Genomic DNA, 20796 nt, shown 5'->3' on the forward strand with positions numbered 1-20796 from the left:
GCCTCGCTGGCGGCCTCGGCCTCGGGCGGGCGCTCATCCTCGTAGCGCTTGGCGTCGGCCAGCGCCCGGGTGCGCGCGGCGCGCTCCTCAACGGTCAGCTGCCGCGCCGGCTTGGCCGGGGCGGCAGGGGCCGCCGGGCGCGGGGCGGGGGCCGCCGCCGGCGCGGGGGCCGCTTCCACGGTCTCCACGGCCTCGGGCGTCTGATCCTCGGCCTCGTCCGGGCGTCCGGTCCCGCCGATCGAGCGCTTACGCTTGACCTCGACGGTCACCGCCTTGCTGCGGCCATGCGAAAAACTCTGACGGACCTGTCCGGCCTCGACATTCTTATTCAGAGAAAGGCGGCCGCGCCCCGAAAGGCTAAGCACCTTTTTGCCTTCCTGTTCGGTGTCCTTGCTCATATCCGCTTCGGTCCGTTCTCTATCACTCATGCCCATGTCCTGGCTGCCGCCCACCCCCGGAGGGACGCGAGCGGCGCTACCCTAATCGAGACGGCGAAACCCTGCCAGCCGTCCCGCGTCCGCGACGATCTTTTCCGCCAGGCCACCCGGCGCGATAGCGGCATGCACCGCCCGATCGCGCCCGAAGGCCTCGCCCAATTCCGACGCGTCCAGCACCTCGATCACCGGCCGGTCGCCGGTCAGACCGCGCAGCTTGCCGCGTCCGTCCTCGGCCCCGTCCGATGCTGCCAGCAGCACCGCGGCGGAGCCGGTTTTCAACCAATCCCGCACCTTCTCGAACCCGGTGACCGCCTCGCCCGCACGGCGGGCCAGGCCGATCAGCCCGATCAGGCGGCGGGCCAGAAGCCCTTCCACCCGATTGGTCATCTCCGGGTCGGTGCGCACTGTGGCGCGCGCGGCCCGGGAGAACAACCCTTTCGCCACCGCCCTGTCAAGCGCCGCCCGATCCGCCCGGACCCACAAGCCGCGGCCTGGAAGCCGCTGTTCAAGGTCCGGCACCACCGTGGCGTCCGGCCCGACGACGAAGCGGATCAACACCGCTTTCGGCAGGCTTTCGCCGGTGGCCAGGCAGCGCCGCGATGGCGCCTTGGGATCGTCAGGCTCCAGTTCGTCGTCGTCCGGCGCGATCAGGCCTTGGTCTCCGTTTCATCCTCATCGGCGAACCAATGGGCGCGGGCGGCCATGATGATCTCGTTGGCCTGCTCCTCGCTCATCGCGTTGGCGCCGACGATCTCGCGCAACTCGTCGCCGGCCAGATCGCCCAGATCGTCCAGCGTCTTCACCTCGGATTCGCCCAGCTTCGCCAGCATGCCGGGGGTCAGACCCTCCAGCGCGGCCAGCTCGTCGGTCACGCCCAGCTCCTTGCGGCGAGCCTCGAAATTGGCGTTCTGCTGCTCCAGGAAGGCGGCGGCGCGGGTCTGCAGCTCGGCGGCCACATCCTCGTCGAAGCCTTCGATCTCGGCGATCTCCTCCACCGGCACCAAGGCTACTTCCTCGATCGAGGCAAAACCCTCGTTGATCAGCAGATGGGCAATCACATCGTCGACGTCCAGCGCTTCCATGAACAGGCTGGACAGTGTCTTCACCTCTTCCTGGCGGCGATCCGATTCCTCGGTCTCGGTCAGAATGTCGATGTCCCAGCCGGTCAGCATCGAGGCCAGGCGCACATTCTGGCCGCGACGGCCGATGGCGAGGCTGAGCTGGTCGTCGGGCACGATCACCTCGATGCGATGCAGATCCTCGTCCAGCACCACCTTGGCCACTTCGGCCGGGGCCAGCGCGTTCACCACGAAGGTGGCGGGGTCCGGCGACCAGGGAATGATGTCGATCTTCTCGCCCTGCAGCTCCTGCACCACGGCCTGGACACGGCTGCCGCGCATGCCGACGCAGGCGCCGACCGGGTCGATCGACGAATCCTTGCTGATCACGCCGATCTTGGCCCGGCTGCCCGGATCGCGGGCGACCGCCTTGATCTCGATGATGCCGTCATAGATTTCCGGCACTTCCTGGGCGAACAGCTTGGCCATGAATTGCGGATGCGTGCGCGACAGGAAAATCTGCGGCCCGCGCTGCTCCTCGCGCACGTCGAAGATATAGGCCCGCACCCGGTCGCCCTGGCGGAAGCTTTCGCGCGGCAGCAGCTCGTCGCGGCGCAGGATCGCCTCGGCGCGGCCCAGATCGACCGTGACATTGCCGAACTCGACGCGCTTGACCAGGCCATTGACCACCTCGGTGACGCGGTCCTTATATTCCTCGTACTGGCGCTTGCGCTCGGCTTCGCGCACTTTCTGCACGATGACCTGCTTGGCGGTCTGCGCGGCGATGCGGCCGAAATCGATCGGCGGCAGCGGGTCGATCAGGAAGACGCCCATCTCGGCGGTGGGATCGATGGCGCGGGCCTGCTCCAGCGTCAGCTGGGTGGCCTCGTTCTCGACCTCCGCGACGACCTCGCGATAGCGGGCGAGCGTGATCTCGCCGTTCTTGCGGTCGATATGGGCGCGGATGTCATGCTCGTGACCGTATTTCGACCGGCCGGCCTTCTGGATGGCCATCTCCATGGCGAGGATCACCTCCTCGCGGTCGATATTTTTCTCCCGGGCGACAATGTCGGCCACCTGGAGAAGCTCGGTACGGGGCAGAATAGCGGCAGTTTCCATCGGTTGGGCGTCTCTTCTATCCGTCGCTAACTGTTTTGGCTAACTGTTTGGCGCTTAACTGGTCGGGGCCTCAGCCTCGGCCTGTTCGGCCTGGCTGGCGGCAATCAATTCGTCGGTCAGGATCAACTTGGCCCTGCCGATGTCGGAAAAAGCGATGCGAAGCTGGCCGGCATCGGAGTCCATCAGCACCGCCCCCTCCTCGTCCAGCCCGAGTAGGGTGCCGCGGAAGCGCTTGCGGCCCTCGACGGGCACTTTCGCTTCCAGGCGCGCCTCGAAACCGGCGAAGCGCTTGAAATCCTTGGGCCGCACCAGCGGCCGGTCGATGCCGGGAGAGCTGACTTCCAGCGTGTAGGCGGTGGAAATCGGATCCTCGACATCCAGCAGGGCGGAAATCGTGCGGCTGATATCCGCGCAATCTTCCACATTCATCGGCTTTTGGTCGAGCCTGTCGGCCATAACCTGCAGGGTTTGGCGCTGGCCGCCGGAAAGCTGAACGCGCACGACTTCGTAGCCCATCGCTTCAAGCGAAGGCGACACCATCTGCGCGATCCGATCCGTCAGTTCCATTGCTCCGTCCCGTCGGTCCTGCGGTGACAGCCGCGGATCGCGACACGACAAACAAAAAAGTGGGCAGCCGCCCACTTACATACAATCCGCAACGTATCACCTACTTAAGGGATAGGGTGTATATACCCATTCCCCCCCTAGCTTCAAGGTTTGATTGGCGACATCTCAGTCGCGCGGCCGCCTTTGGAAGGTCAGATAGGCCGGCTTGCGCCCTTCCGCCAAGGCCTTGGCCTCGTAGCGGCTCTCGATCGCGTCGGCTGGGCGGGAGCGCCAGTGGGCCGGCCGGCGGGCCAGCCATTCGAAGGCAGGGTGCGCGGTCACCTGCGCCAGCATCCAGCGCACCAAGCCCATATCGTCGCTGGCGATGCGCAGTTCGGCCCCGTCCTTCAGCAGACGCGCCAGCTCGGCCATCGTCTCGGGCTGGATGAAGCGGCGGAAATGGTGCCGCTTCTTCGGCCAGGGGTCGGCGAACAGCAGGAAGAAACGCTCGACCGAGGCGTCGGGCAGGCGCTCCAGCACTGGCCGCGCATCGTCGGGATGCAGCTTCACATTGGCCAGCCGCTCCTCCTCGATATGGCGCAACAGGCTGGCCACGCCATTCACGAAGGGCTCGAAGCCGATGAAGCAGATGTCGGGATTCGCCTTGGCCTGGGCGGCCAGATGCTCGCCGCCGCCGAAGCCGACCTCGATCCACAGCCGATCTGCCGGCCGGCCGAACAGCGCGGCCGGCGAGAGCGGCCCGGCGGCATCCGCCGGCAGGGCGAGCCGGTGGCGCGGCAGCGCCTCCTCGAAGAGCTGCTCGCGCCAGGGCCGCAGCTTGCGCCCCTTGCGCCGGCCGTAGAATTTGCGTGCCGGGCCGTCGTCCTCTGTGGAACTCATGCGGCGTCTAGAAGGCGCGCTTCAACTCGTCGGCGATGTCGGTGCGTTCCCAGGAGAAACCGCCATCCGCCTCCGGCGCGCGGCCGAAATGGCCATAGGCGGAGGTGCGGGCATAGATCGGCCGGTTCAGCTGCAGATGCTCGCGGATGCCGCGCGGGCTGAGGTTGACCAGCTCCTGCAGCACCTTCGACAGCTTGTCCTCGTCGACCTGGCCGGTCCCGTAGGTTTCGACATACACCGACAGCGGCTTGGAGACGCCGATGGCGTAGGACACCTGGATGGTGCATTTGTCAGCCAGGCCGGCGGCGACCACATTCTTCGCCAGATAGCGGCAGGCATAGGCGGCCGAGCGGTCGACCTTGGTGGGGTCCTTGCCGGAAAACGCGCCGCCGCCATGCGGGGCGGCACCGCCATAGGTATCGACGATGATCTTGCGGCCGGTCAGGCCGGCATCGCCGTCCGGGCCGCCAATGACGAAGCGGCCGGTCGGATTCACGTAGAACTCGGCCTCCGGGCACATCCAGCCTTCCGGCAGAATCTTCAATACGTGCGGGCGCACGATCTCGCGCACCTCGGCCTGCTCCAGATGCGCGGCGTGCTGGGTGGACACCACGATGGAGGTGGCGCGCACCGGCTTGCCGTTTTCGTATTGCAGGGTCACCTGGCTCTTGGCGTCGGGGCCGAGCGGGCTGTCCTTCTCGGCATGGCGGGCCTGGGCCAGCGAGTGCAGGATGGCGTGGGAATAATGGATCGGCGCCGGCATCAGCGCATCGGTCTCGCGGCAGGCATGGCCGAACATGATGCCCTGGTCGCCGGCGCCCTCGTCCTTGTTGCCCGCGGCGTCGACGCCCATGGCGATGTCGGCCGATTGCTCATGCACCAGGCAGGTGACGTCCATGGTCTTCCAATGGAAGCCGCGCTGCTCGTAGCCGATCTCGCGCACGGCGCGGCGGGCGGCGTCGATCAGCTCATCGGGGCCGATATTGTCCGGGCCGCGCACTTCGCCGGCCAGCACGATGCGGTTGGTCGTGGCCAGCGTCTCGACCGCGATGCGGGCATGCGGGTCGGCGCCGAGATACAGATCGACGATGGTATCGGAAACGCGGTCGCAGACCTTATCCGGATGACCTTCGGAAACCGATTCGCTGGTGAACAGATAGCTCTTCTGCGGCACGCTTGCCCCCGTTTGAAATGAGCCCGTGGCGATCCCGGCATGTACGCCGGCGACGCTTATCCGGATGGAGCCGATCCATGTAGATCGACCGCCTTCCCGCGCCAGTAATCGGCCACCCGGAAAGGCAAAAAGCGGCAACTAGTCGCAAGCTTTTCCGGGAGGGTCAAGGAAATTCAGGGGGCGGGAGAAGCCGGGCGCCTCAGCTCTTGGGCTCGGTATTGGTCGCCAGCGCCTTGGCCAGTTCGAACAGCCGCTTGCGCACGGTGGGATCGGTGACCTTGTAGTAAGCGCGCACCAGCTCCAGCGTTTCGCGCTTGGCCATCGGGTCGGCCTCATAGCTGGGGGCGGCGCTTTCCGCCAGCGCCGGCGTGCGGCGCGGCGACTGGCCGCTGGTCTCGGTCGACATATCGTCGAAGAAGAAGGAAACCGGCACATCCAGAACGCGGCTCAGATCGTACAGCCGGCTGGCGCCGATACGGTTGGCCCCGCGTTCATATTTCTGGACTTGCTGGAAAGTCAGTCCCAGGCCCTCGCCGAGCTTTTCCTGGCTCATGCCCAGCAACGTCCGGCGCAAACGAACGCGCCCACCAACGTGCACATCGACCGGATTCGGTTTTCCGGTTCGTCCTGCGCCCTCGGCTTTTCGCCGGCCCCGTCCCGTTAATGCCATGGTTATGTTTCTGATAATTGCTCGTGCGAATGCTTGGGTAGTTAATTAACCATACATTGGTATGTCGTCAACCTGGGATGCAGGTATGACAAACCATATCATCATGTGCCGCGCCTGCCGATGACAATTGTACACAGGAGAAGCAGCAATAACGCTCCCGCATAGAGGGCGTCGCCCCAGCGGGCATAGAGGGTGGCGGCTGCAAGGGCGCGCGGCAAGGGGCCGTCCACCACGCCCTTTTCCTCCAGCCCGATGCGCCGGGTGACGCGGCCATAGGAATCGACGATGCCCGATATGCCGGTGTTCGCCACGCGCACCAGCGGCAGGCCTTCCTCCACCGCGCGCATCCGGGCGATCTGGAAATGCTGGAACGGGCCGGTGCTGAAACCGTACCAGCCATCGTTGGTGACGTTCAGCAGCCAGCCGGGTCGGTCCGCCGGATCGGCGACAACGCCGGGGAAGATCACCTCGTAGCAGATCAGCGGGCTGACCGGCGGCACGCCGGGCACGTCGATGGTGCGCGGCCCCGGTCCGGCCTGGAAATCGAGACTGCTGGCGACGGTCGGCACGAAGCCCAGAATATCGCGTAGCGGCATATATTCCCCGAACGGCACCAGATGCGCCTTGTCGTAGGTCGCCGGCACCGTGCCGCCGGGGCCGATGGCGTACAGGCTGTTCCAGAAATCGGCCCGCCTGCTTGCGCCCTGGCCGCTTCCTTGACCACCTCTGCTCCCCCCGACGGCGGGACGCTCGACCCGGATGCCGCCGGTCAGCACGGCGCCGCCGGAGGGGGCGATGCTGCCGATCATGGCGCGGGCGCGGACATCCTCGCTCAACAGGAAGGGAACGGCGGTTTCCGACCAGACGATATGGGTCGGCGCGGGCAGGCCGGGCAGCACGGGCGCGGCCGACATTTCCAGATGGGTCAGCAGATGCTGTTCGCGCTTCTCGCCGTTCCATTTCTCCTGCTGCGGGATGTTGGGCTGCACCAGCCGCAGCGTCACGCCGGGCGCCTGCGCCTTCGGATCGTCGATGGCTGGCGCGCCGGCCAGCCGGACCGCCCCATAACCGCCAATGGCGAGCAGCAGCGCCAGGCCGGCTAGCATAATTGCCGGCCGTCGCGTCGCCGGCAGCGCCGCCGCCAGCGCCGTCGCCAGGCCCAGGCCATAAATGCCGACCAGCGAGCCGATCTGCAGCATTGCGGTCAGCGGCGCCCAGCCATAGCCGACCAGATTCCAGGGGAAGCCGGTCAGGATATGGCCGCGCAGATATTCCGCCACGCTCCAGGCCACGGCGAAGCCCAGGGCCAGCGCCGTGCCGCGCAGCCTCAGCCAGTGCAACGCCAATGTCGCCAGCGCCACGAACAGCGCCAGCAGCGCCGGCAGCCCGGCGGCGGCCAGGGGCACCATCCACCAGAAGCGGGCGCTGTCGACCAGCAGGGCGTTGGCGATCCAGTACAGCCCGGCGACGAAGAAACCGAAGCCGAAGCACCAGCCGATGGCGAAGGCCTGGCGGCGCGTGGTGCAGCCCTCGATCTGCCAGATCAGGCCGGTGAAGGCGACCGCGATCAGCGGCAGCAGGTGGAAGGGCGGCATGGCCAGCGCCAGGCCGACGCCCAGCAGCAGGGCCAGGCCATAACGCCGGCGGCCGGTCAGCCCAGCTACGCGCAGCGCCAGCCGATCCAGCCACGGCCAGGTATCGGTCCAGCCGTTCACGGCCTCATGCGCCAGTATCCTCGGGCGGGGTTGCCGGCTCGGAATCCGGCAGGTTACGGACGCGCAGCCGCTTGATGCGGCGCGGATCCACGTCGGTCACTTCGAATTCGATGCCGCTCTCATGACGCACCACCTCGCCGCGCGCCGGCACGCGCCCGGCCAGCATGAAGACGAGGCCGCCCAGCGTGTCGGTCTCCTCGCGCTCATCCTCGTCGAGCACCTGGCCGACCACCTCCTCGAACTCCTCCACGGTGGCGCGGGCATCGGCCAGCAGCCAGCGCGCGCCATCGGCATCCTTGTGCTCGACGATCTTCGGCCCCTCGACGACATCGTGCTCGTCGTCGATCTCGCCGACGATCTGCTCGACCAGATCCTCGATGGTGATCAGCCCGTCTATGCCGCCGAATTCGTCCACCACCAGCGCCAGATGAATGCGCGCCGCGCGCATCTGCAACAGCAGGTCGAGCGCGCGCATCGAGGGAGAGACGAACATGACCTTGCGCAGCAGGCTTTTCAGCGTCGCCTGCTTGGCCGCCCCCCAATATTGCAGCACGTCCTTGATATGGACCATGCCGACCACATCATCGAGCGTCTCGCGATAGACCGGCATGCGGGAATGCGCCGCCTTGGTCATCTCCTTCACCAGGTCGGCCAAGGGCATGTCCTCGGGCACGGCGACGATATCGATGCGCGGCACCATCACATCGACGGCAGTGATCTCGCGCAGCTCGATGATGTTGGTGATCAGCTGCCGCTCGTCCGGGCCGATGGCGGTTTCGGCGTCGCCATTGCCCTCGATCAATTCCTCGATCGTTCCGCGCATCGTCGCCTCGCCGTTGCGCGTCTTGCGGCGCGAACTGAACAGGCTGGTGATGCGCGACCATATCGAAGGGTCTTCGGATGCCCCGTCCAGCCGTGTCTGGCCGTGGGGCTGACTACTGGATGCGTCGCTCATCGCGGCGTAGCGCTAGCCTCCTGCTGGTGCCCGTCCGGCGCCGTCGGGCCGGCATCGGGCTGGTAGGGATCGGCAATGCCCATCCCGCTTAGAATCCGGATTTCCAGGGCTTCCATCTCGGTCGCCTCGTCCTCGGTCTCGTGATCATACCCCAAAACATGCAGCGTCCCATGCACGATCAGATGGGTCGTATGATCGGCCAGGCTCTTATTCTGCTCGGCAGCCTCGCGCGCCATCGTCTGCCAGGCCAGCGCGATATCGCCCAACTGCTGCGGTTCGCCCGGCAGCCGGTCACCCGCGTCGGCCGGGAAGGACAGCACGTTGGTCGGCTTGTCCTGGCCGCGATAGGCGCGGTTCAGCGCCTGCAATTCGGCATCGTCGGTCAAGCGCAGGGCCAGTTCAGCCGGCTCATCCCAATCGCCGGCCGCCGCCAGCGCGGCATGGGCGGCGCCGATTGCCAGCGCCTCGATTTCCGGCAGGGCTGTGCGCCATGCCGGGTCGGCGATCTCTAGGGCGATTTCCGGCGTGACACCCAGGGCGCCAGGGAGGGCGGCGGTCACGGTTTCTCTCCCTCTTCCGTCAGCAGCGGCCGGTCGCGATGGTCGTAGGCCAGCACGATGCGGGTCACCAGCGGGTGGCGCACGACATCCTTGTGGTTGAATGGCACGAATTCGATGCCGCGCACGCCCTGCAGCGTCTCGACGGCGTCGCGCAGGCCGGATTTCGCCCCCAGCGGCAGGTCAGTCTGCGACAGGTCGCCGGTGACCGCCATGCGGGAATTCTCGCCCAGCCGGGTCAGGAACATCTTCATCTGGGTCGGGGTGGTGTTCTGCGCCTCGTCCAGAATCACGAAGGCATTGGCCAGCGTGCGGCCGCGCATGAAGGCCAGCGGCGCCACTTCGATCTCACCGGAGGCGATGCGCTTTTCCACCTGATCGCCCGGCATCATGTCGTATAGCGCGTCATAGAGCGGGCGCAGATAGGGGTCGATCTTTTCCTTCATGTCGCCGGGCAGGAAGCCCAGGCGCTCGCCGGCCTCCACCGCCGGCCGCGACAGGATCAGTCGGTCGACCCGGCGCTGCTTCAGCATCCACACCGCCATGGCCACGGCCAGATAGGTCTTGCCGGTGCCGGCCGGCCCCATGCCGAACACAAGCTCGTTGCGCATCAGCGCGTCGAGATACAGCGCCTGCGTGGGCGAGCGCGGGGTGATGGCGCGCTTCCAGGTCGCCAGCGTCTGGACGTCGCCGGGGGGCTCGGCCTGGCCCGGCGCGTTCAGGGCGAAATTGGCGGCGGCGTCGATATCGGCCAGCGCGATTTCCGCCGGCTGGCCGACAGCCTGGCCCTTCCGGCTGCCTTTGCGCGGGCTTTTTTGCGCCCCGCTCTTGCCCAGCCGGTCGGCCAACCCCTCGATGGCGGCCTTGGCGGCGTTGGCGTTTTCCACCGACCCGTCGATGGAGATCAGATCGCCGCGATAGGTGATGGCGACATCCAGCTTCTGTTCCAGGCGGACGAGGTTGCGGTCATGGTCGCCGAACAGGATCGGCAGCAGGCTGGGATCGTCGAATTTCAGATGGATCGGCGGTTGCAGCAGATCTGTCCGGCTCAAGCCGCTCCCTCCATTTCGGCCACCGGCTCCACGCTGCCGGACAGGCTGTTGGCATAGCCGGCATCGATGGCGACCGGCACGATCTGGCCGATCAGCCGCGGATTGCCCCGGATCACCACGGATTGCAGATAGGGGCTCTTGCCGATCAACTGGCCGGGCAGCTTGCCGGTCTTTTCCACCAGCACCGGCAACGTGCGGCCGGCCATGGAAGCGTTGAAGGCGGTCTGTTGTTCCGTCAGCAGCGCTTGCAGCGCATAGAGCCGGTCGGATTTTGCCTGCTCCTCGATCTGCATTTCCAGCAGGGCCGCGGGCGTGCCGGGTCGGGAGCTGTATTTGAAGGAGAAGGCCTGGGCGTAGCCGACATCGCCGACGAGCTTCAACGTCTCCTTGAAATCCGCCTCGCTTTCGCCGGGAAAGCCGACGATGAAGTCGGAGGACAGCGCCAGATCGGGCCGGGCGGCGCGCAGCTTGTCGACGATGCGCCGGTAATCCGCCGCCTTGTGCTTGCGGTTCATCGCCTCCAATACGCGGTCGGAGCCGGACTGGACGGGCAAATGCAGATAGGGCATCAGCGCCGGCACCGCGCCATGCGCGGATATCAGATCGTCATCCATGTCGCGCGGATGAGAGGTGGTGTAGCGAATGCGCGCCAGCCCGTCGATCTCCGCCAGCGCGCGGATCAGCCGGCCCAGGCCCCAGTCGCGCCCGTCCGGCCCCGCGCCGTGATAGGCGTTCACATTCTGGCCGAGCAGCGTGATCTCCTTCGCACCCGAGCCGACCAGGCGGCGCGCCTCCGCGACGATCTGGGCGGCGGGGCGGGAGAATTCGGCCCCGCGCGTATAGGGCACCACGCAGAAGGTGCAGAATTTGTCGCAGCCTTCCTGCACTGTCAGGAAGGCGGATGCGCCCTCCAGCTTCTGTTCTTCCGGCAGATGGTCGAACTTGCTCTCCACCGGGAAGTCGGTGTCCAGCACGCCTCTTTCGCCCGGGCCGGCGGCGCTGCGGGTGGCCCTGGCCACCATCTCCGGCAGGCGGTGATAGGCCTGCGGCCCGAACACCATGTCGACGAAAGGCGCGCGGGCCATGATCTCGGCCCCTTCCGCCTGGGCGACGCAGCCGGCTACGGCCAGCACCATCTGCCCGCCCTCGGCCGCCTTGCGCTGCTTCATCTGGCGCAAGCGACCAAGCTCGTGGAAGGTTTTCTCCGATGCGTTCTCGCGGATATGGCAGGTATTGACGATCACCATGTCGGCGCCGTCCGGCGCATCGGCCGGCTCATAGCCCAGCGGCGCCAGGACATCCGCCATGCGGGCGGAATCATAGACGTTCATCTGGCAGCCATAGGTGCGGATAAAAAGCTTCTTCGCCACTGTCGGTCCCAGCCGGTCTCGCGCGTCACGTCAGGTGGTATTTCCGAAGGCCCTTATCTAGGGCCTGGGGCGGCCGAACGCCAGCCCTGTCTTTGTCCTTTCTGGCAGCTATGCGGCCTTGCTGCCCGCATCGGGCGGGCTGTCGCCGGCGCCGGGTGGCGGCAGCGCCGGCATCTCGCGCCCGGCATTGGCCGCCGCGACGCCCAGCGCCACCAGGCGATGGCAATGCGCCGCCATTTCCTTGCGGCTGGGAAAATCCTCCAGCCGCACCGGCTCGTGGAAGCGCACCGATATCGCCACCGTGCCCAGCCCCAGCACGCGCCACAGATGCGGTGCCAGGTCCATGGCGCCGTACCAGGCGAACAGCGGCCGCAGGCCCCGGCCGATCGGGATGCCGTTCAGTCGGGCGTAGGAAATCGATACCGGCTGCACCATCACCTTGTGGCCGTCCACCATGGTTTCGGCGGCGGCGAACAGGGCGCTCTTGAAGGGCAGGGTGCGATTGCCGTCATTGCTGGTGCCTTCGGGGAACAGCACCAGATTGCCGCCCTTCTGCAAGCGTTCGGCGATGCTGTCGCGCTGGTCGCCGGCGCGCGTGCCGCGCCGTATCACGAAGACGGTGCGCTGCAATTGCGCCAGCCAGCCGAAAAGCGGCCAGCCCTTCACTTCGGCCTTGGCGACGAAGCTGCCGGGAATCAGCGAGCCCAGCACGATGACATCGAGATAGGAGGTGTGGTTGCTGACATACAGCACCGGCGGCCCGGCGAGCCGCTTGCCCGAAACCTGTACCCGGAAGCCCATCAGGGCCAGGCAGAGCCGGTGGTAGAACACCGGCAGGGTCACCGCCAGCCGCGCGTTCAGCGCGACGGCGACTGCCTGGACGGGCATCAAGGGCAGGGTGATGGCCAGATAGGCCAGCAGCCGAACCAGCGCGAGCAGGGGATTGCCCATACGGATCATGTTGTGACCGGCTCCGCCCTTATTCGCCCCAGGCGTCGCGCGTGGAGCGGGCGTAATGCTGGTAATAGCTTTCCGTCACCTGGTCGGTCTTCACGATGACGCAGACATCGGTGGTGTTGAATTGCGGGTCGATCACCGCGCCGTCGCCGACATAGCCGCCCAGCCGCAGATAGCCCTTGATCAGCGGCGGCAGGCCGGCCAGCACGCGCTTGGCGTCGATTTGCTCGGCCGGCAGCCTGTTCATGTCGGTATAGCGATCCGGCAGCGCCACCGGGCGCAATTCCGGCGGCGCCAGATGATGGTGGTGCAGATAGGACAGCGATTGCGCCAGCGCATCGACATCGTTGCCGGGCAGGCTGGCGCAGCCGAACATCAACTCGATATCGTGGTGGAACACATAGGCGGCGATGCCCTTCCACAAAAGCTGCATGGTCGGGCGGTTGCGGTAGCGCGAATCGGTGCAGGATCGCCCCAGTTCCAGGATTGGTCCCGGCCAGGCGACGATCTTCGCGATGTCGTACTCGTCCGCAGTGTAGAAGCCGCCATGCGCCTGGGCCGCCGCGCGGCGGATCAGCCGGTAGGTGCCGACAATGGATTCCGGCCCGTCGCCCAGCGCATGGTCGATCACCATGAGATGGTCGGCCACGGCGTCGAAACTGTCGAAGTCGCGCCGGGCGGCGGCCATTTCGGGCGTCGGCTTGGCGTGCATCTCGTCATAGAAGACGCGGTAGCGCAGGGCCTGGGCAGCCTCGATATCCGCCGTGCTGCGGGACAGGCGCACTTCCAGCGAGCCGTTCCGCAGATCGCCGAGATCGCCTTCCGTGCGTCCCTCTATCCGGGCTGGCCGGGCCCGCCCCGGCGAAAGTCGATCGCCGCCGCCGTCGGATGGCGATTCGTCGCCGCTGCCGGCGGGCCGATCGGACGGGGGGTGGGAATGACCCATCGATACGCTTTCTATTTCTTGTCGCGTTGTCGCTTGGAATTCAGGGGAATTCCGTACAGTTCCAGGCGATGGCCGACCAGGCGGTAGCCCAGCTTCATCGCCATCTCCTCCTGCAGCTTCTCGATTTCCTCGCTCTGGAATTCGACGACGCTGCCGGTTTCGATATCGATCAGATGGTCGTGATGCTCTTCCGGGGCTTCTTCATAGCGCGCGCGCCCGTCGCCGAAATCGTGCCGTTCCAGGATGCTTGCTTCCTCGAACAGCCGCACGGTGCGGTAGACGGTGGCGATGCTGATGCGCGGATCGATCGCGGTTGCGCGCTGATAAACCAGCTCGACATCGGGATGATCGGTGGAGGTCGATAAAACCTGCGCGATGACCCGGCGCTGCTCGGTCATCTTCAGGCCCTTTTCCTGACACAGGCGTTCCAGGCGCGAGGCTTCCATTGGCTGCTTCTTCTCCCCTTACCGAACCTAGCCGATTATAACCAAAACGGCGTCGCAAACCCAAACAGTTCGCGACGCCGCTTTGTAAATGCCGAAAGGCGGTTTGGAAAGGACCGGATGCGCCCTAAGGTGCCGAGGGGCGCCGCCTTGCTTCTTATTCCGCCGCGTCGCGCCGGGCGCGCGTGCCGAGGCCGATGGCCCGCGCCAGCTTGCTGCGCTGCTTGGCGTAGTTCGGCGCCACCATCGGATAGCTGGCCGGAAGGCCCCATTTCTCGCGATATTCTTCCGGGCTCATGTCGTAGGCGGTCTTCAGATGCCGCTTCAGCATCTTCAGCTTCTTGCCGTCTTCCAGGCAGATGATGTAGTCGGGCGTCACCGACTTCTTGACCGGGACCGCCGGCTGCAGCTTCTCCTGCGGCACGACGACGGCTTCGCCGAGGCCGCCAAGCTTGGCGTGAACCTGTTCGATCAGAGTCGGAACGTCCGTCATCGAGACGGTATTGTTGGACACGTAAGCCGACACGATCTCGACGGTAAGACGAAGCATTTCGTCTTTTTCGACGACCTCTGCCATTTGGGTGGACATATAAAAGCTCTCCGAAGTCATAAACACGGCGAAATTAGGCTTTATCGAAGCTAATTTCAATACTTACTACATAAGAAAAATTAGGCGTTATGCAATATAGCGTGGTGGCGTTTCGTCGCACTCTTCACGCAATCGCGTTAGCGTTGCAAGTCGCACCGCATGTTCAACGCATCGATAAAGGTGCCGTCTACTTCACGATAATATTTCGGGCGCCGTCCGATTATGGAAAAGCCAAAAGACTGGTAGAGCCTCTGGGCGGCGAAATTGCGTTCGGAGACTTCCAGAAACAACGAGCGGACGGCTTTTTCCCGGGCTTTTTCCAGGCACGCCGCGACCAGCCGCCGGCCCAGCCCGCGATCCTGATAGGCCGGCAGGATGCCCAGCGTCAGCAGTTCCGCTTCCTCCTGCAAAGCCTGGCACATGGCGAAGCCGACCGGCACGCGGCCGGCATTGGTGGATATTTTCAGCAGCAGCGAATAGCCGCCCTGGACCGCGAACATGCGCGCGACGAAATCGCGGCCCCAGGGCTGGTCGAAGCACATTTCCTGCAGCCGCGCGATGATGCCCACATCGAAGGGGCCGGCATCGACGATGTTGGGACGCAGCGCGGCGGCGCGGTCCAGATCCTCTTCCCTCATGGCGCCACCCGCAGCACCGCGGCCTTCGGCAGGGTGACGTCGGGCGCGCGCAGATAAAGCGGCCCGACCGGCCCGTCCGGCAGCGCCCGGGTCGCGCCCAGTGCTGCGACCAGGCGGGCATCGGGCTGCGCCGGCGCATCGGCGATCTCCACCGCCAGCCCGGCCGCGCGCAGGCTGTCGCGGGCGGTTTCGGCGGCATCGCCGGCCAGCAGCAGCGGGCCGGTCCGCACCAGCGCGGCGAGGTCGGCGGGGGCGACCGCCTGGGGCGGGCAAAGCGGGCGCGAACCGGCGTCGAAAAGCTGCACGAACAGATCGCCGCGCCGCGAATCCAGCGCCACCAGCACCGGTTTGCCCGTCGGATGCCCGGCGAGAGCCCCTTCGGCGATGGCTTCCAGCGTGGTCACGCCGACCAGCGGCTTGCCGGCCGCCAGCGCCAGCGCGCGCGCCGTCGCCAGCCCGATCCGCAGCCCGGTGAAGGAGCCGGGGCCGACCGTCACCGCCAGCCGGTCGAGGGCGGCGTAAGCCATTCCGGCCTCCGCCATCGCCGCCTCGACCATCGGCAGCAGCGCCTCGGCTTGGCCGCGCGCCATCGTCCGCTGCCGGTGCGCCAGCGCGCGCCCATCCTGCAGGATGGCGACCGAGCAGCCGCTGAGCGCGGTATCGAGAGCGAGAATCTTCACGGGACGCCGATCTATGCTATTAGCCAACTCCTGGAAGCTTAGGACATATACGCCGATTGCCCGGCTTGTAAATTCCGGGCGAAGATCGAGGAAAGGGCGAGCGATGCTGGTGGATGTCAGGCAGGCGGTGCCGGCGGTGGACGTCGCCCTGGCCTATGCCACCCCGGATAATTTGACCGGCCGGCCGATCTATCGCCGCGATGGCTGCTATCTGCACGCCGATGCCATCGCCTGCCTGGCCCGCGCCGCTGAGCTTGCCCGCCCGCTGGGCTACCGGTTGAAGCTGCTGGACGCCTTCCGCCCGGTTGAGGCGCAATGGGCGTTGTGGGAGGCTTTTCCGATACCCGGCTTTGTCTCCGACCCGCGCACCGGCTCGGTGCCGCATTGCCGGGGCGTGGCTGTCGATCTGACGCTGGTCGACGGCGCCGGGCGGGCGCTGGAGATGGGGACCGGCTTCGACGATCCCAGCCCGCGCGCCTGGCATGGCGATACCGAGATATCGGCAACCGCGCAGCGCAACCGTTTCGTGCTGCTGGGCATCATGTCGGCGGCGGGCTGGGATTTCTATTCCCGCGAATGGTGGCATTACCAACTGTTCCAGCCGCGCCGCTATCCGGTGCTGAGCGACAGCGTGCTGTCGTCCGGCCTTATGGCATAGCCCGTCCGCCGCGTGTGCGGGGCGGCCCTGTCGTGCTAGAATTGCATTGGGGAATAGCGTGCCTGTGCGATAGGAGCATAGGCGTCCATCGCGAGCGGAGAGGAATGGCGGGCGTTGACCAGCATGCATTGGAACCGAGGCAAAAGGCTTAGGGATATGCAGGGTTTCCTTTTCCGTCCCGCCCTGATGGCGGCGGTTTTGGGCGCCTGCGCCCTGGAGGCTGGCCTGCAGAGCCGGCCGGCCGCCGCACAGCGCGCGGAAGAAGCCGCCTCGGCCGTGATCCTGATGTATCACCGTTTTGGCGAGGAGGACGTGCCCTCCGCCAGCATCCGCCTGGATCAGTTCGAGGCGCATCTGGAGGAATTGAAGAGCGGCGGCTACAGCGTGCTGCCGCTGGCACGTATCGTGACCGCGCTGCGCAACCGCCAGCCACTGCCCGAACGCACGGTGGCCATCACCATCGACGACGCTTACCGCTCGGTCTATGAGGAGGCCTGGCCGCGCCTCAAGGCCGCCGGACTGCCTTTCACCATCTTCGTCTCAAGCGATCTGCTGGATGCCCGCGGCACCGACTATATGGGCTGGACCGAGCTGCGCGAGCTGGCGCGCGGCGGGGCCGCCATCGGCAGCCAGACGGCCTCGCACCCGCATCTGCCGGATATGCCGATCGACAAGGCGCGCGACGACATCCTCTATTCCGTCAGCCGGATCGAAAAGGAAATCGGCCAGAAGCCGGCCTTCTTCGCCTATCCCTATGGCGAATACAGCCTGGCTATCCGCGATGCGGTGGCAGAGGCCGGTTTTGCCGCCGCCTTCGGGCAGAATTCCGGGGTGGCGCATGATCGCGGCGATCCCTACCAGATGCCGCGCTTTCCGCTGAATGAGAATTACGGCGGCATCGACCGGTTCCGGCTGATTGCGTCCGCCCTGCCGCTGCCGGTGGAGGATCTGACGCCCGCCGACCCGGTGCTGACCGGGGCGAACCCGCCGGCCGTCGGCTTTACCGTGCTGCCGGGCATCGGCGATATCGCCAATCTGGATTGTTTCGCCTCCCGCCAGGGCCGCACCAACATTGAGCGGTTGCCCGGCGGGCGGATCGAAATCCGCCTCACCGAGGCCTTTCCCGCCGGCCGGTCGCGCATTAACTGCACCATGCCCGCCCCGGATTCCCGCTGGCGCTGGTTCGGTCTGCAATTCTACGTCCCGGCGGCGCGGTAAGGGCGGGACTAACCCTCGTTGAGAGGGTCGGAAGGACCGCCGGAAAGGGTGGTGTCGCTGTCCCGGGTGGTGGCCACGGAGATGCCGTGGGCCAGTTCGGCCTGCTCCAGCTCGGCAAGCTGATTGCCCTTCATGATGATGCGCAGCGTGCGGATATAGTCCGGTCCGCGTTCCGAATAGCGCAGCAGATGGCCGGCCAGGCGATAGCCGTCCAGCGGCTTGCCCTGCTGACGCAGCTCGGCGCGCGCCTTGCGGAAATCGGCATAGGCGGCATGGCTGTTCAAATTCAGCGAATAGGCCGCGACCGCGTCGATCAGCTTGTCGAAGCTGCGGATCACATGGGTTTCGCCCGGCTTGCGGTTCTGCTGCACCAGGCCGTGGGAATCCTTCCACGCATATTGCCCGAACAGCGCATTGCCCTGGCGGGCGACGCGCGAGGTGCCCCAGCCGCTTTCCTCGATCGACTGGGCAAGCGCCAGCGAGACCGGCACCGCGTCGACCCGCAGCAGCAGCGCGCCCAGATCGCCATCCTCGACACCGTAGAGGGTGGAAAGCCGCGCCAGCAGCGCGCGCTCCTCCCAACGGGGTTGCAGCCCCGACTCGCGCCGCGCCTTGATGCTGAGCAAGGCGCGGCGATCCTCGCCGACCTCCTCGTTCACCCGCAGGATCAGCGGCAGCATGGTCTTCAGGAACAGCCGCTTGCGCTCCTCGATCTGGGTCAGCTTGCGCAGATCCGCCGGCACCGAGGCCAGGAACAGGCGCGGCACGTCCTGCACGCCTTCGCGCACGGCCGTGAGGTCGTAGCCGATGATGTCGAACAGCAGCGCTGCTTCGCTGGACTGGTTGATCGACCGCATGGTGCCGGGCACATGCACGGGCCCCTTGCCGTTGAACAGCTTCACCCGGGGGGCCGGCCGATAGACCGGGGTGGGCGCCGAGGATACCGGGATTGCGACGGCGCCATGCGGCGTGCCGGAAGCGGCGTCGGGCAGGGCGGCGGCGATCTTCGCCGGGCCGGACAGAACCGCCCGGATGGAATCGGGCAGCGGGGCAACCATTGCCTGCATCATCTTGGGATAGGGCAGGGTGGGTCCGGCGAGGATAGCCGTCGCCTGCAGGGCAATCACCGATGCGCCGAGCAGGCAGAGGGAAATATTAACGAAGCTGGGCTTTCGCATCCCGGTCTTCGCTCCTTCGTTGTTTCAACAAAAAGCCGGCCCCGTCGTCCCGCGCGCATGCGCGCGGGAGCCTACATTTCGACAGTAGGGGTAAGGGGTGCCGGCGACGCCGTTACATGACGGCGCGCACCTCCGACACTTCAGGAATATAATGCTTCAGCAGGTTCTCGATCCCCATCTTGAGGGTCGCGGTGGAGCTGGGGCAGCCAGCGCACGCGCCTTGCAGGTGAAGATAGACCACCCCTTCCTCGAAACCGTGGAAGGTGATGTCGCCGCCATCCTGGGCGACGGCGGGACGGACGCGGGTGTCGAGCAGCTCCTTGATGGTCTGCACGATCTCGCTGTCCTCGCCGGCATCCTCGGAAGCAGCGGAAGCGTCATCCAGCAGCAGCGGTTCGCCGGTGGTGAAATGCTCCATAATCGCGCCCAGGATGGCGGGCTTCAGGACATACCATTCCTTCTCGTCCCGCTTGGACACGGTCACGAAGTCACTACCGAAGAACACGCCACTGACGCCCTCGACCGCGAACAGCCGCTTCGCCAAGGGCGAGCGGGCAGCGGCTTCCGCCGACGTGAAATCGGCCGTGCCCGACGCCATGACGTCGCGGCCGGGCAGGAATTTCAGCGTCGCCGGGTTGGGCGTCGATTCGGTCTGAATAAACATTTCTCTACCTCCAAGCATCCAGGCTCGGTTGCGTTCCAATTCCGGACTTACATGGTCCAGTTTCGGACGCAGATCAAGCAGGATGCCTTCCGGATGCGATTGCTACGGGCCGATTGCGGCGCGAAAGCGGCGAAATCGGGGAATCTTCGGCTACCTCAGAAAGCCGACGATGTCGTGAACCTGGTCGACGACCGGGGCGGCGATGGCGTTGGCTTTCTCCCCGCCCTCGCGCAGCACCTGGTCGACATAGCCGGGGTCCTTGGTCAGGCGCTGCATCTCGGTGCCAATCGGTCCCAGCACGGAGACGGCGAGGTCGGCCAGCCGGCCCTTGAACTCGGCGAAGCCCTTGCCGGCGAATTCCGTCACCACATCGCCGATCTCGCGGTCCGACAGCGCGGCGTAGATGCCGATCAGATTGGCGACTTCCGGCCGCTCCTTCATGTCCTCGGCGCTCTCGGGCAGCGGCAGCGGGTCGGTCTTGGCGCGCTTCAGCTTCTGGGCGATTTCGTCCGGCCCGTCGGTCAGATTGATGCGGCTCTGATCCGAGGCGTCCGACTTGCTCATCTTCTTGGTGCCGTCGCGCAGGCTCATGACGCGCGCGGCGGTGGCGAAGATCTGCGGCTCCGGCAGCGGGAAGAAATCGACGCCGAACTGGCTGTTGAAGGCCTGGGCGATGTCGCGCGCCAGCTCCAGATGCTGCTTCTGGTCGTCGCCGACCGGCACATGGGTTGCCTTGTAGGTCAGGATGTCGGCGGCCATCAGGTTCGGATAGACATAAAGCCCGACCGTAGCGTTGTCGCGGTTCTTGCCCGCCTTGTCCTTGAACTGGGTCATGCGGTTCAGCCAGCCGATGCGCGCGATGCAGTTCAGCACCCAGGCCAGCTCCGCATGGGCCGGCACGCGGCTCTGGTTGAACAGGATATTCTTCTGCGGGTCGACGCCCGACGCGATCATCCCGGCCGCCACCTCGCGGATGCTGGCGTGCAGCACCGCCGGATCCTGCGGAATGGTGATGGCGTGCATGTCGACGACGCAGAAGATGCACTCGAAATCATTCTGCAGCTTCACCCAGTTGCGGATCGCGCCCAGATAATTGCCGAGATGCAGGTTTCCGGTCGGCTGGATGCCGGAAAAGATCAGGTTGTTGGACATGGCGCGGTCGTGTCTCCGGGTGCGGCGCTCGTGGATAAGCGGGCGCGACTATTCGCCCATCAGGGCCGCAGGGTCAAGGGCGGGTTGGAGGGAATCCCCTCGCCCCGGCAGGGGAGAGGG

23 protein-coding genes are annotated in these 20796 nt (G+C 66.2%); 2 read left to right on the forward strand and 21 right to left on the reverse strand.

Translation table 11 applies throughout. The annotated features are described in order from the left end of the window. The 18 genes from AUP43_RS14360 to tsaB all read right to left on the reverse strand — a co-directional run. A partial coding sequence (locus tag AUP43_RS14360) for a translation initiation factor IF-2 associated domain-containing protein (RefSeq protein WP_232315184.1) occupies positions 1–398 on the reverse strand: 398 nt, incomplete at its 3' end. A gap of 81 nt (positions 399–479) precedes the next feature. Next, positions 480–1088 carry an RNA-binding protein gene (locus tag AUP43_RS14365; RefSeq protein ID WP_322096434.1) on the reverse strand — a complete coding sequence of 203 codons (609 nt, stop codon included), beginning with the start codon at positions 1086–1088 and terminating at the stop codon, positions 480–482. Continuing rightward, positions 1085–2614, reverse strand: a complete 1530-nt coding sequence (nusA, locus tag AUP43_RS14370; protein ID WP_067558494.1) for a transcription termination factor NusA — start codon at positions 2612–2614, stop codon at positions 1085–1087. Before nusA ends, AUP43_RS14365 begins: the two co-directional genes overlap by 4 nt. Positions 2615–2668: 54 nt before the next feature. Beyond that, the gene (gene rimP / locus AUP43_RS14375; protein WP_067558497.1) at positions 2669–3181 is read right to left on the reverse strand and encodes a ribosome maturation factor RimP; all 513 of its coding nucleotides are present in this window, start codon (positions 3179–3181) and stop codon (positions 2669–2671) included. Between the two features lie 165 nt (positions 3182–3346). Continuing rightward, positions 3347–4060 carry a tRNA (guanine(46)-N(7))-methyltransferase TrmB gene (trmB, locus tag AUP43_RS14380; RefSeq protein ID WP_067558500.1) on the reverse strand — a complete coding sequence of 238 codons (714 nt, stop codon included), beginning with the start codon at positions 4058–4060 and terminating at the stop codon, positions 3347–3349. Between the two features lie 7 nt (positions 4061–4067). After that, on the reverse strand, positions 4068–5234 hold the full coding sequence (metK, locus tag AUP43_RS14385; RefSeq protein WP_067558502.1) for a methionine adenosyltransferase: 1167 nt from the start codon (positions 5232–5234) through the stop codon (positions 4068–4070). Between the two features lie 199 nt (positions 5235–5433). Beyond that, positions 5434–5904 (reverse strand): helix-turn-helix domain-containing protein, encoded by a 471-nt coding sequence (locus AUP43_RS14390; protein WP_067558507.1) that lies wholly within the window; start codon positions 5902–5904, stop codon positions 5434–5436. A 101-nt stretch (positions 5905–6005) separates the two neighbouring features. Next, positions 6006–7619, reverse strand: a complete 1614-nt coding sequence (gene lnt, locus AUP43_RS14395) for an apolipoprotein N-acyltransferase (protein ID WP_067558508.1) — start codon at positions 7617–7619, stop codon at positions 6006–6008. A gap of 4 nt (positions 7620–7623) precedes the next feature. Then, a complete protein-coding gene (locus tag AUP43_RS14400) occupies positions 7624–8574 on the reverse strand; it encodes a hemolysin family protein (RefSeq protein WP_067558509.1) in 951 nt (316 codons plus the stop codon). Further along, the gene (gene ybeY / locus AUP43_RS14405) at positions 8571–9134 is read right to left on the reverse strand and encodes an rRNA maturation RNase YbeY (protein WP_407668479.1); all 564 of its coding nucleotides are present in this window, start codon (positions 9132–9134) and stop codon (positions 8571–8573) included. The genes AUP43_RS14400 and ybeY overlap by 4 nt, the downstream gene beginning before the upstream one ends. Beyond that, positions 9131–10183, reverse strand: a complete 1053-nt coding sequence (locus AUP43_RS14410) for a PhoH family protein (protein ID WP_067558512.1) — start codon at positions 10181–10183, stop codon at positions 9131–9133. The genes ybeY and AUP43_RS14410 overlap by 4 nt, the downstream gene beginning before the upstream one ends. Next, entirely contained in the window at positions 10180–11553 is a 1374-nt protein-coding gene (gene miaB / locus AUP43_RS14415; RefSeq protein WP_084462829.1) for a tRNA (N6-isopentenyl adenosine(37)-C2)-methylthiotransferase MiaB, read from the reverse strand. The genes AUP43_RS14410 and miaB overlap by 4 nt, the downstream gene beginning before the upstream one ends. A gap of 108 nt (positions 11554–11661) precedes the next feature. Continuing rightward, positions 11662–12513, reverse strand: a complete 852-nt coding sequence (locus tag AUP43_RS14420) for a lysophospholipid acyltransferase family protein (protein ID WP_232315185.1) — start codon at positions 12511–12513, stop codon at positions 11662–11664. 19 nt (positions 12514–12532) lie between these two features. Beyond that, the gene (locus AUP43_RS14425) at positions 12533–13456 is read right to left on the reverse strand and encodes a GNAT family N-acetyltransferase (protein ID WP_084462830.1); all 924 of its coding nucleotides are present in this window, start codon (positions 13454–13456) and stop codon (positions 12533–12535) included. Between the two features lie 11 nt (positions 13457–13467). After that, the gene (locus AUP43_RS14430; RefSeq protein WP_067558518.1) at positions 13468–13902 is read right to left on the reverse strand and encodes a Fur family transcriptional regulator; all 435 of its coding nucleotides are present in this window, start codon (positions 13900–13902) and stop codon (positions 13468–13470) included. 154 nt (positions 13903–14056) lie between these two features. Further along, positions 14057–14476 (reverse strand): MucR family transcriptional regulator, encoded by a 420-nt coding sequence (locus AUP43_RS14435; RefSeq protein ID WP_067558551.1) that lies wholly within the window; start codon positions 14474–14476, stop codon positions 14057–14059. 149 nt (positions 14477–14625) lie between these two features. Next, a complete protein-coding gene (rimI, locus tag AUP43_RS14440) occupies positions 14626–15126 on the reverse strand; it encodes a ribosomal protein S18-alanine N-acetyltransferase (protein WP_067558521.1) in 501 nt (166 codons plus the stop codon). Beyond that, positions 15123–15806, reverse strand: coding sequence for a tRNA (adenosine(37)-N6)-threonylcarbamoyltransferase complex dimerization subunit type 1 TsaB (gene tsaB / locus AUP43_RS14445; RefSeq protein WP_067558523.1), 684 nt, complete (start codon positions 15804–15806; stop codon positions 15123–15125). Before tsaB ends, rimI begins: the two co-directional genes overlap by 4 nt. 103 nt (positions 15807–15909) lie before the next feature. Between tsaB and ddpX the strand changes: the two genes are divergently transcribed. Together ddpX and AUP43_RS14455 are read left to right on the forward strand one after the other, a co-directional pair. Next, positions 15910–16464 (forward strand): D-alanyl-D-alanine dipeptidase, encoded by a 555-nt coding sequence (gene ddpX / locus AUP43_RS14450; RefSeq protein WP_067558526.1) that lies wholly within the window; start codon positions 15910–15912, stop codon positions 16462–16464. 156 nt (positions 16465–16620) lie between these two features. Further along, entirely contained in the window at positions 16621–17682 is a 1062-nt protein-coding gene (locus AUP43_RS14455) for a polysaccharide deacetylase family protein (protein ID WP_067558529.1), read from the forward strand. An 8-nt stretch (positions 17683–17690) separates the two neighbouring features. On the opposite strand, the gene AUP43_RS14460 is transcribed toward AUP43_RS14455, so the two are convergent. The 3 genes from AUP43_RS14460 to trpS form a co-directional block, all read right to left on the reverse strand. Next, complete coding sequence (locus AUP43_RS14460) at positions 17691–18860, reverse strand: glucosaminidase domain-containing protein (RefSeq protein WP_067558532.1); 1170 nt, start codon at positions 18858–18860, stop codon at positions 17691–17693. Positions 18861–18972: 112 nt separating this feature from the next. Beyond that, complete coding sequence (locus tag AUP43_RS14465) at positions 18973–19524, reverse strand: NifU family protein (RefSeq protein WP_067558535.1); 552 nt, start codon at positions 19522–19524, stop codon at positions 18973–18975. A gap of 150 nt (positions 19525–19674) precedes the next feature. Then, the gene (gene trpS / locus AUP43_RS14470) at positions 19675–20676 is read right to left on the reverse strand and encodes a tryptophan--tRNA ligase (RefSeq protein ID WP_067558538.1); all 1002 of its coding nucleotides are present in this window, start codon (positions 20674–20676) and stop codon (positions 19675–19677) included. Positions 20677–20796 lie beyond the last annotated feature (120 nt).

This window comes from Oceanibaculum pacificum (genome assembly GCF_001618175.1).
In the GTDB taxonomy this organism is placed as follows: Bacteria; Pseudomonadota; Alphaproteobacteria; order Oceanibaculales; family Oceanibaculaceae; genus Oceanibaculum; species Oceanibaculum pacificum.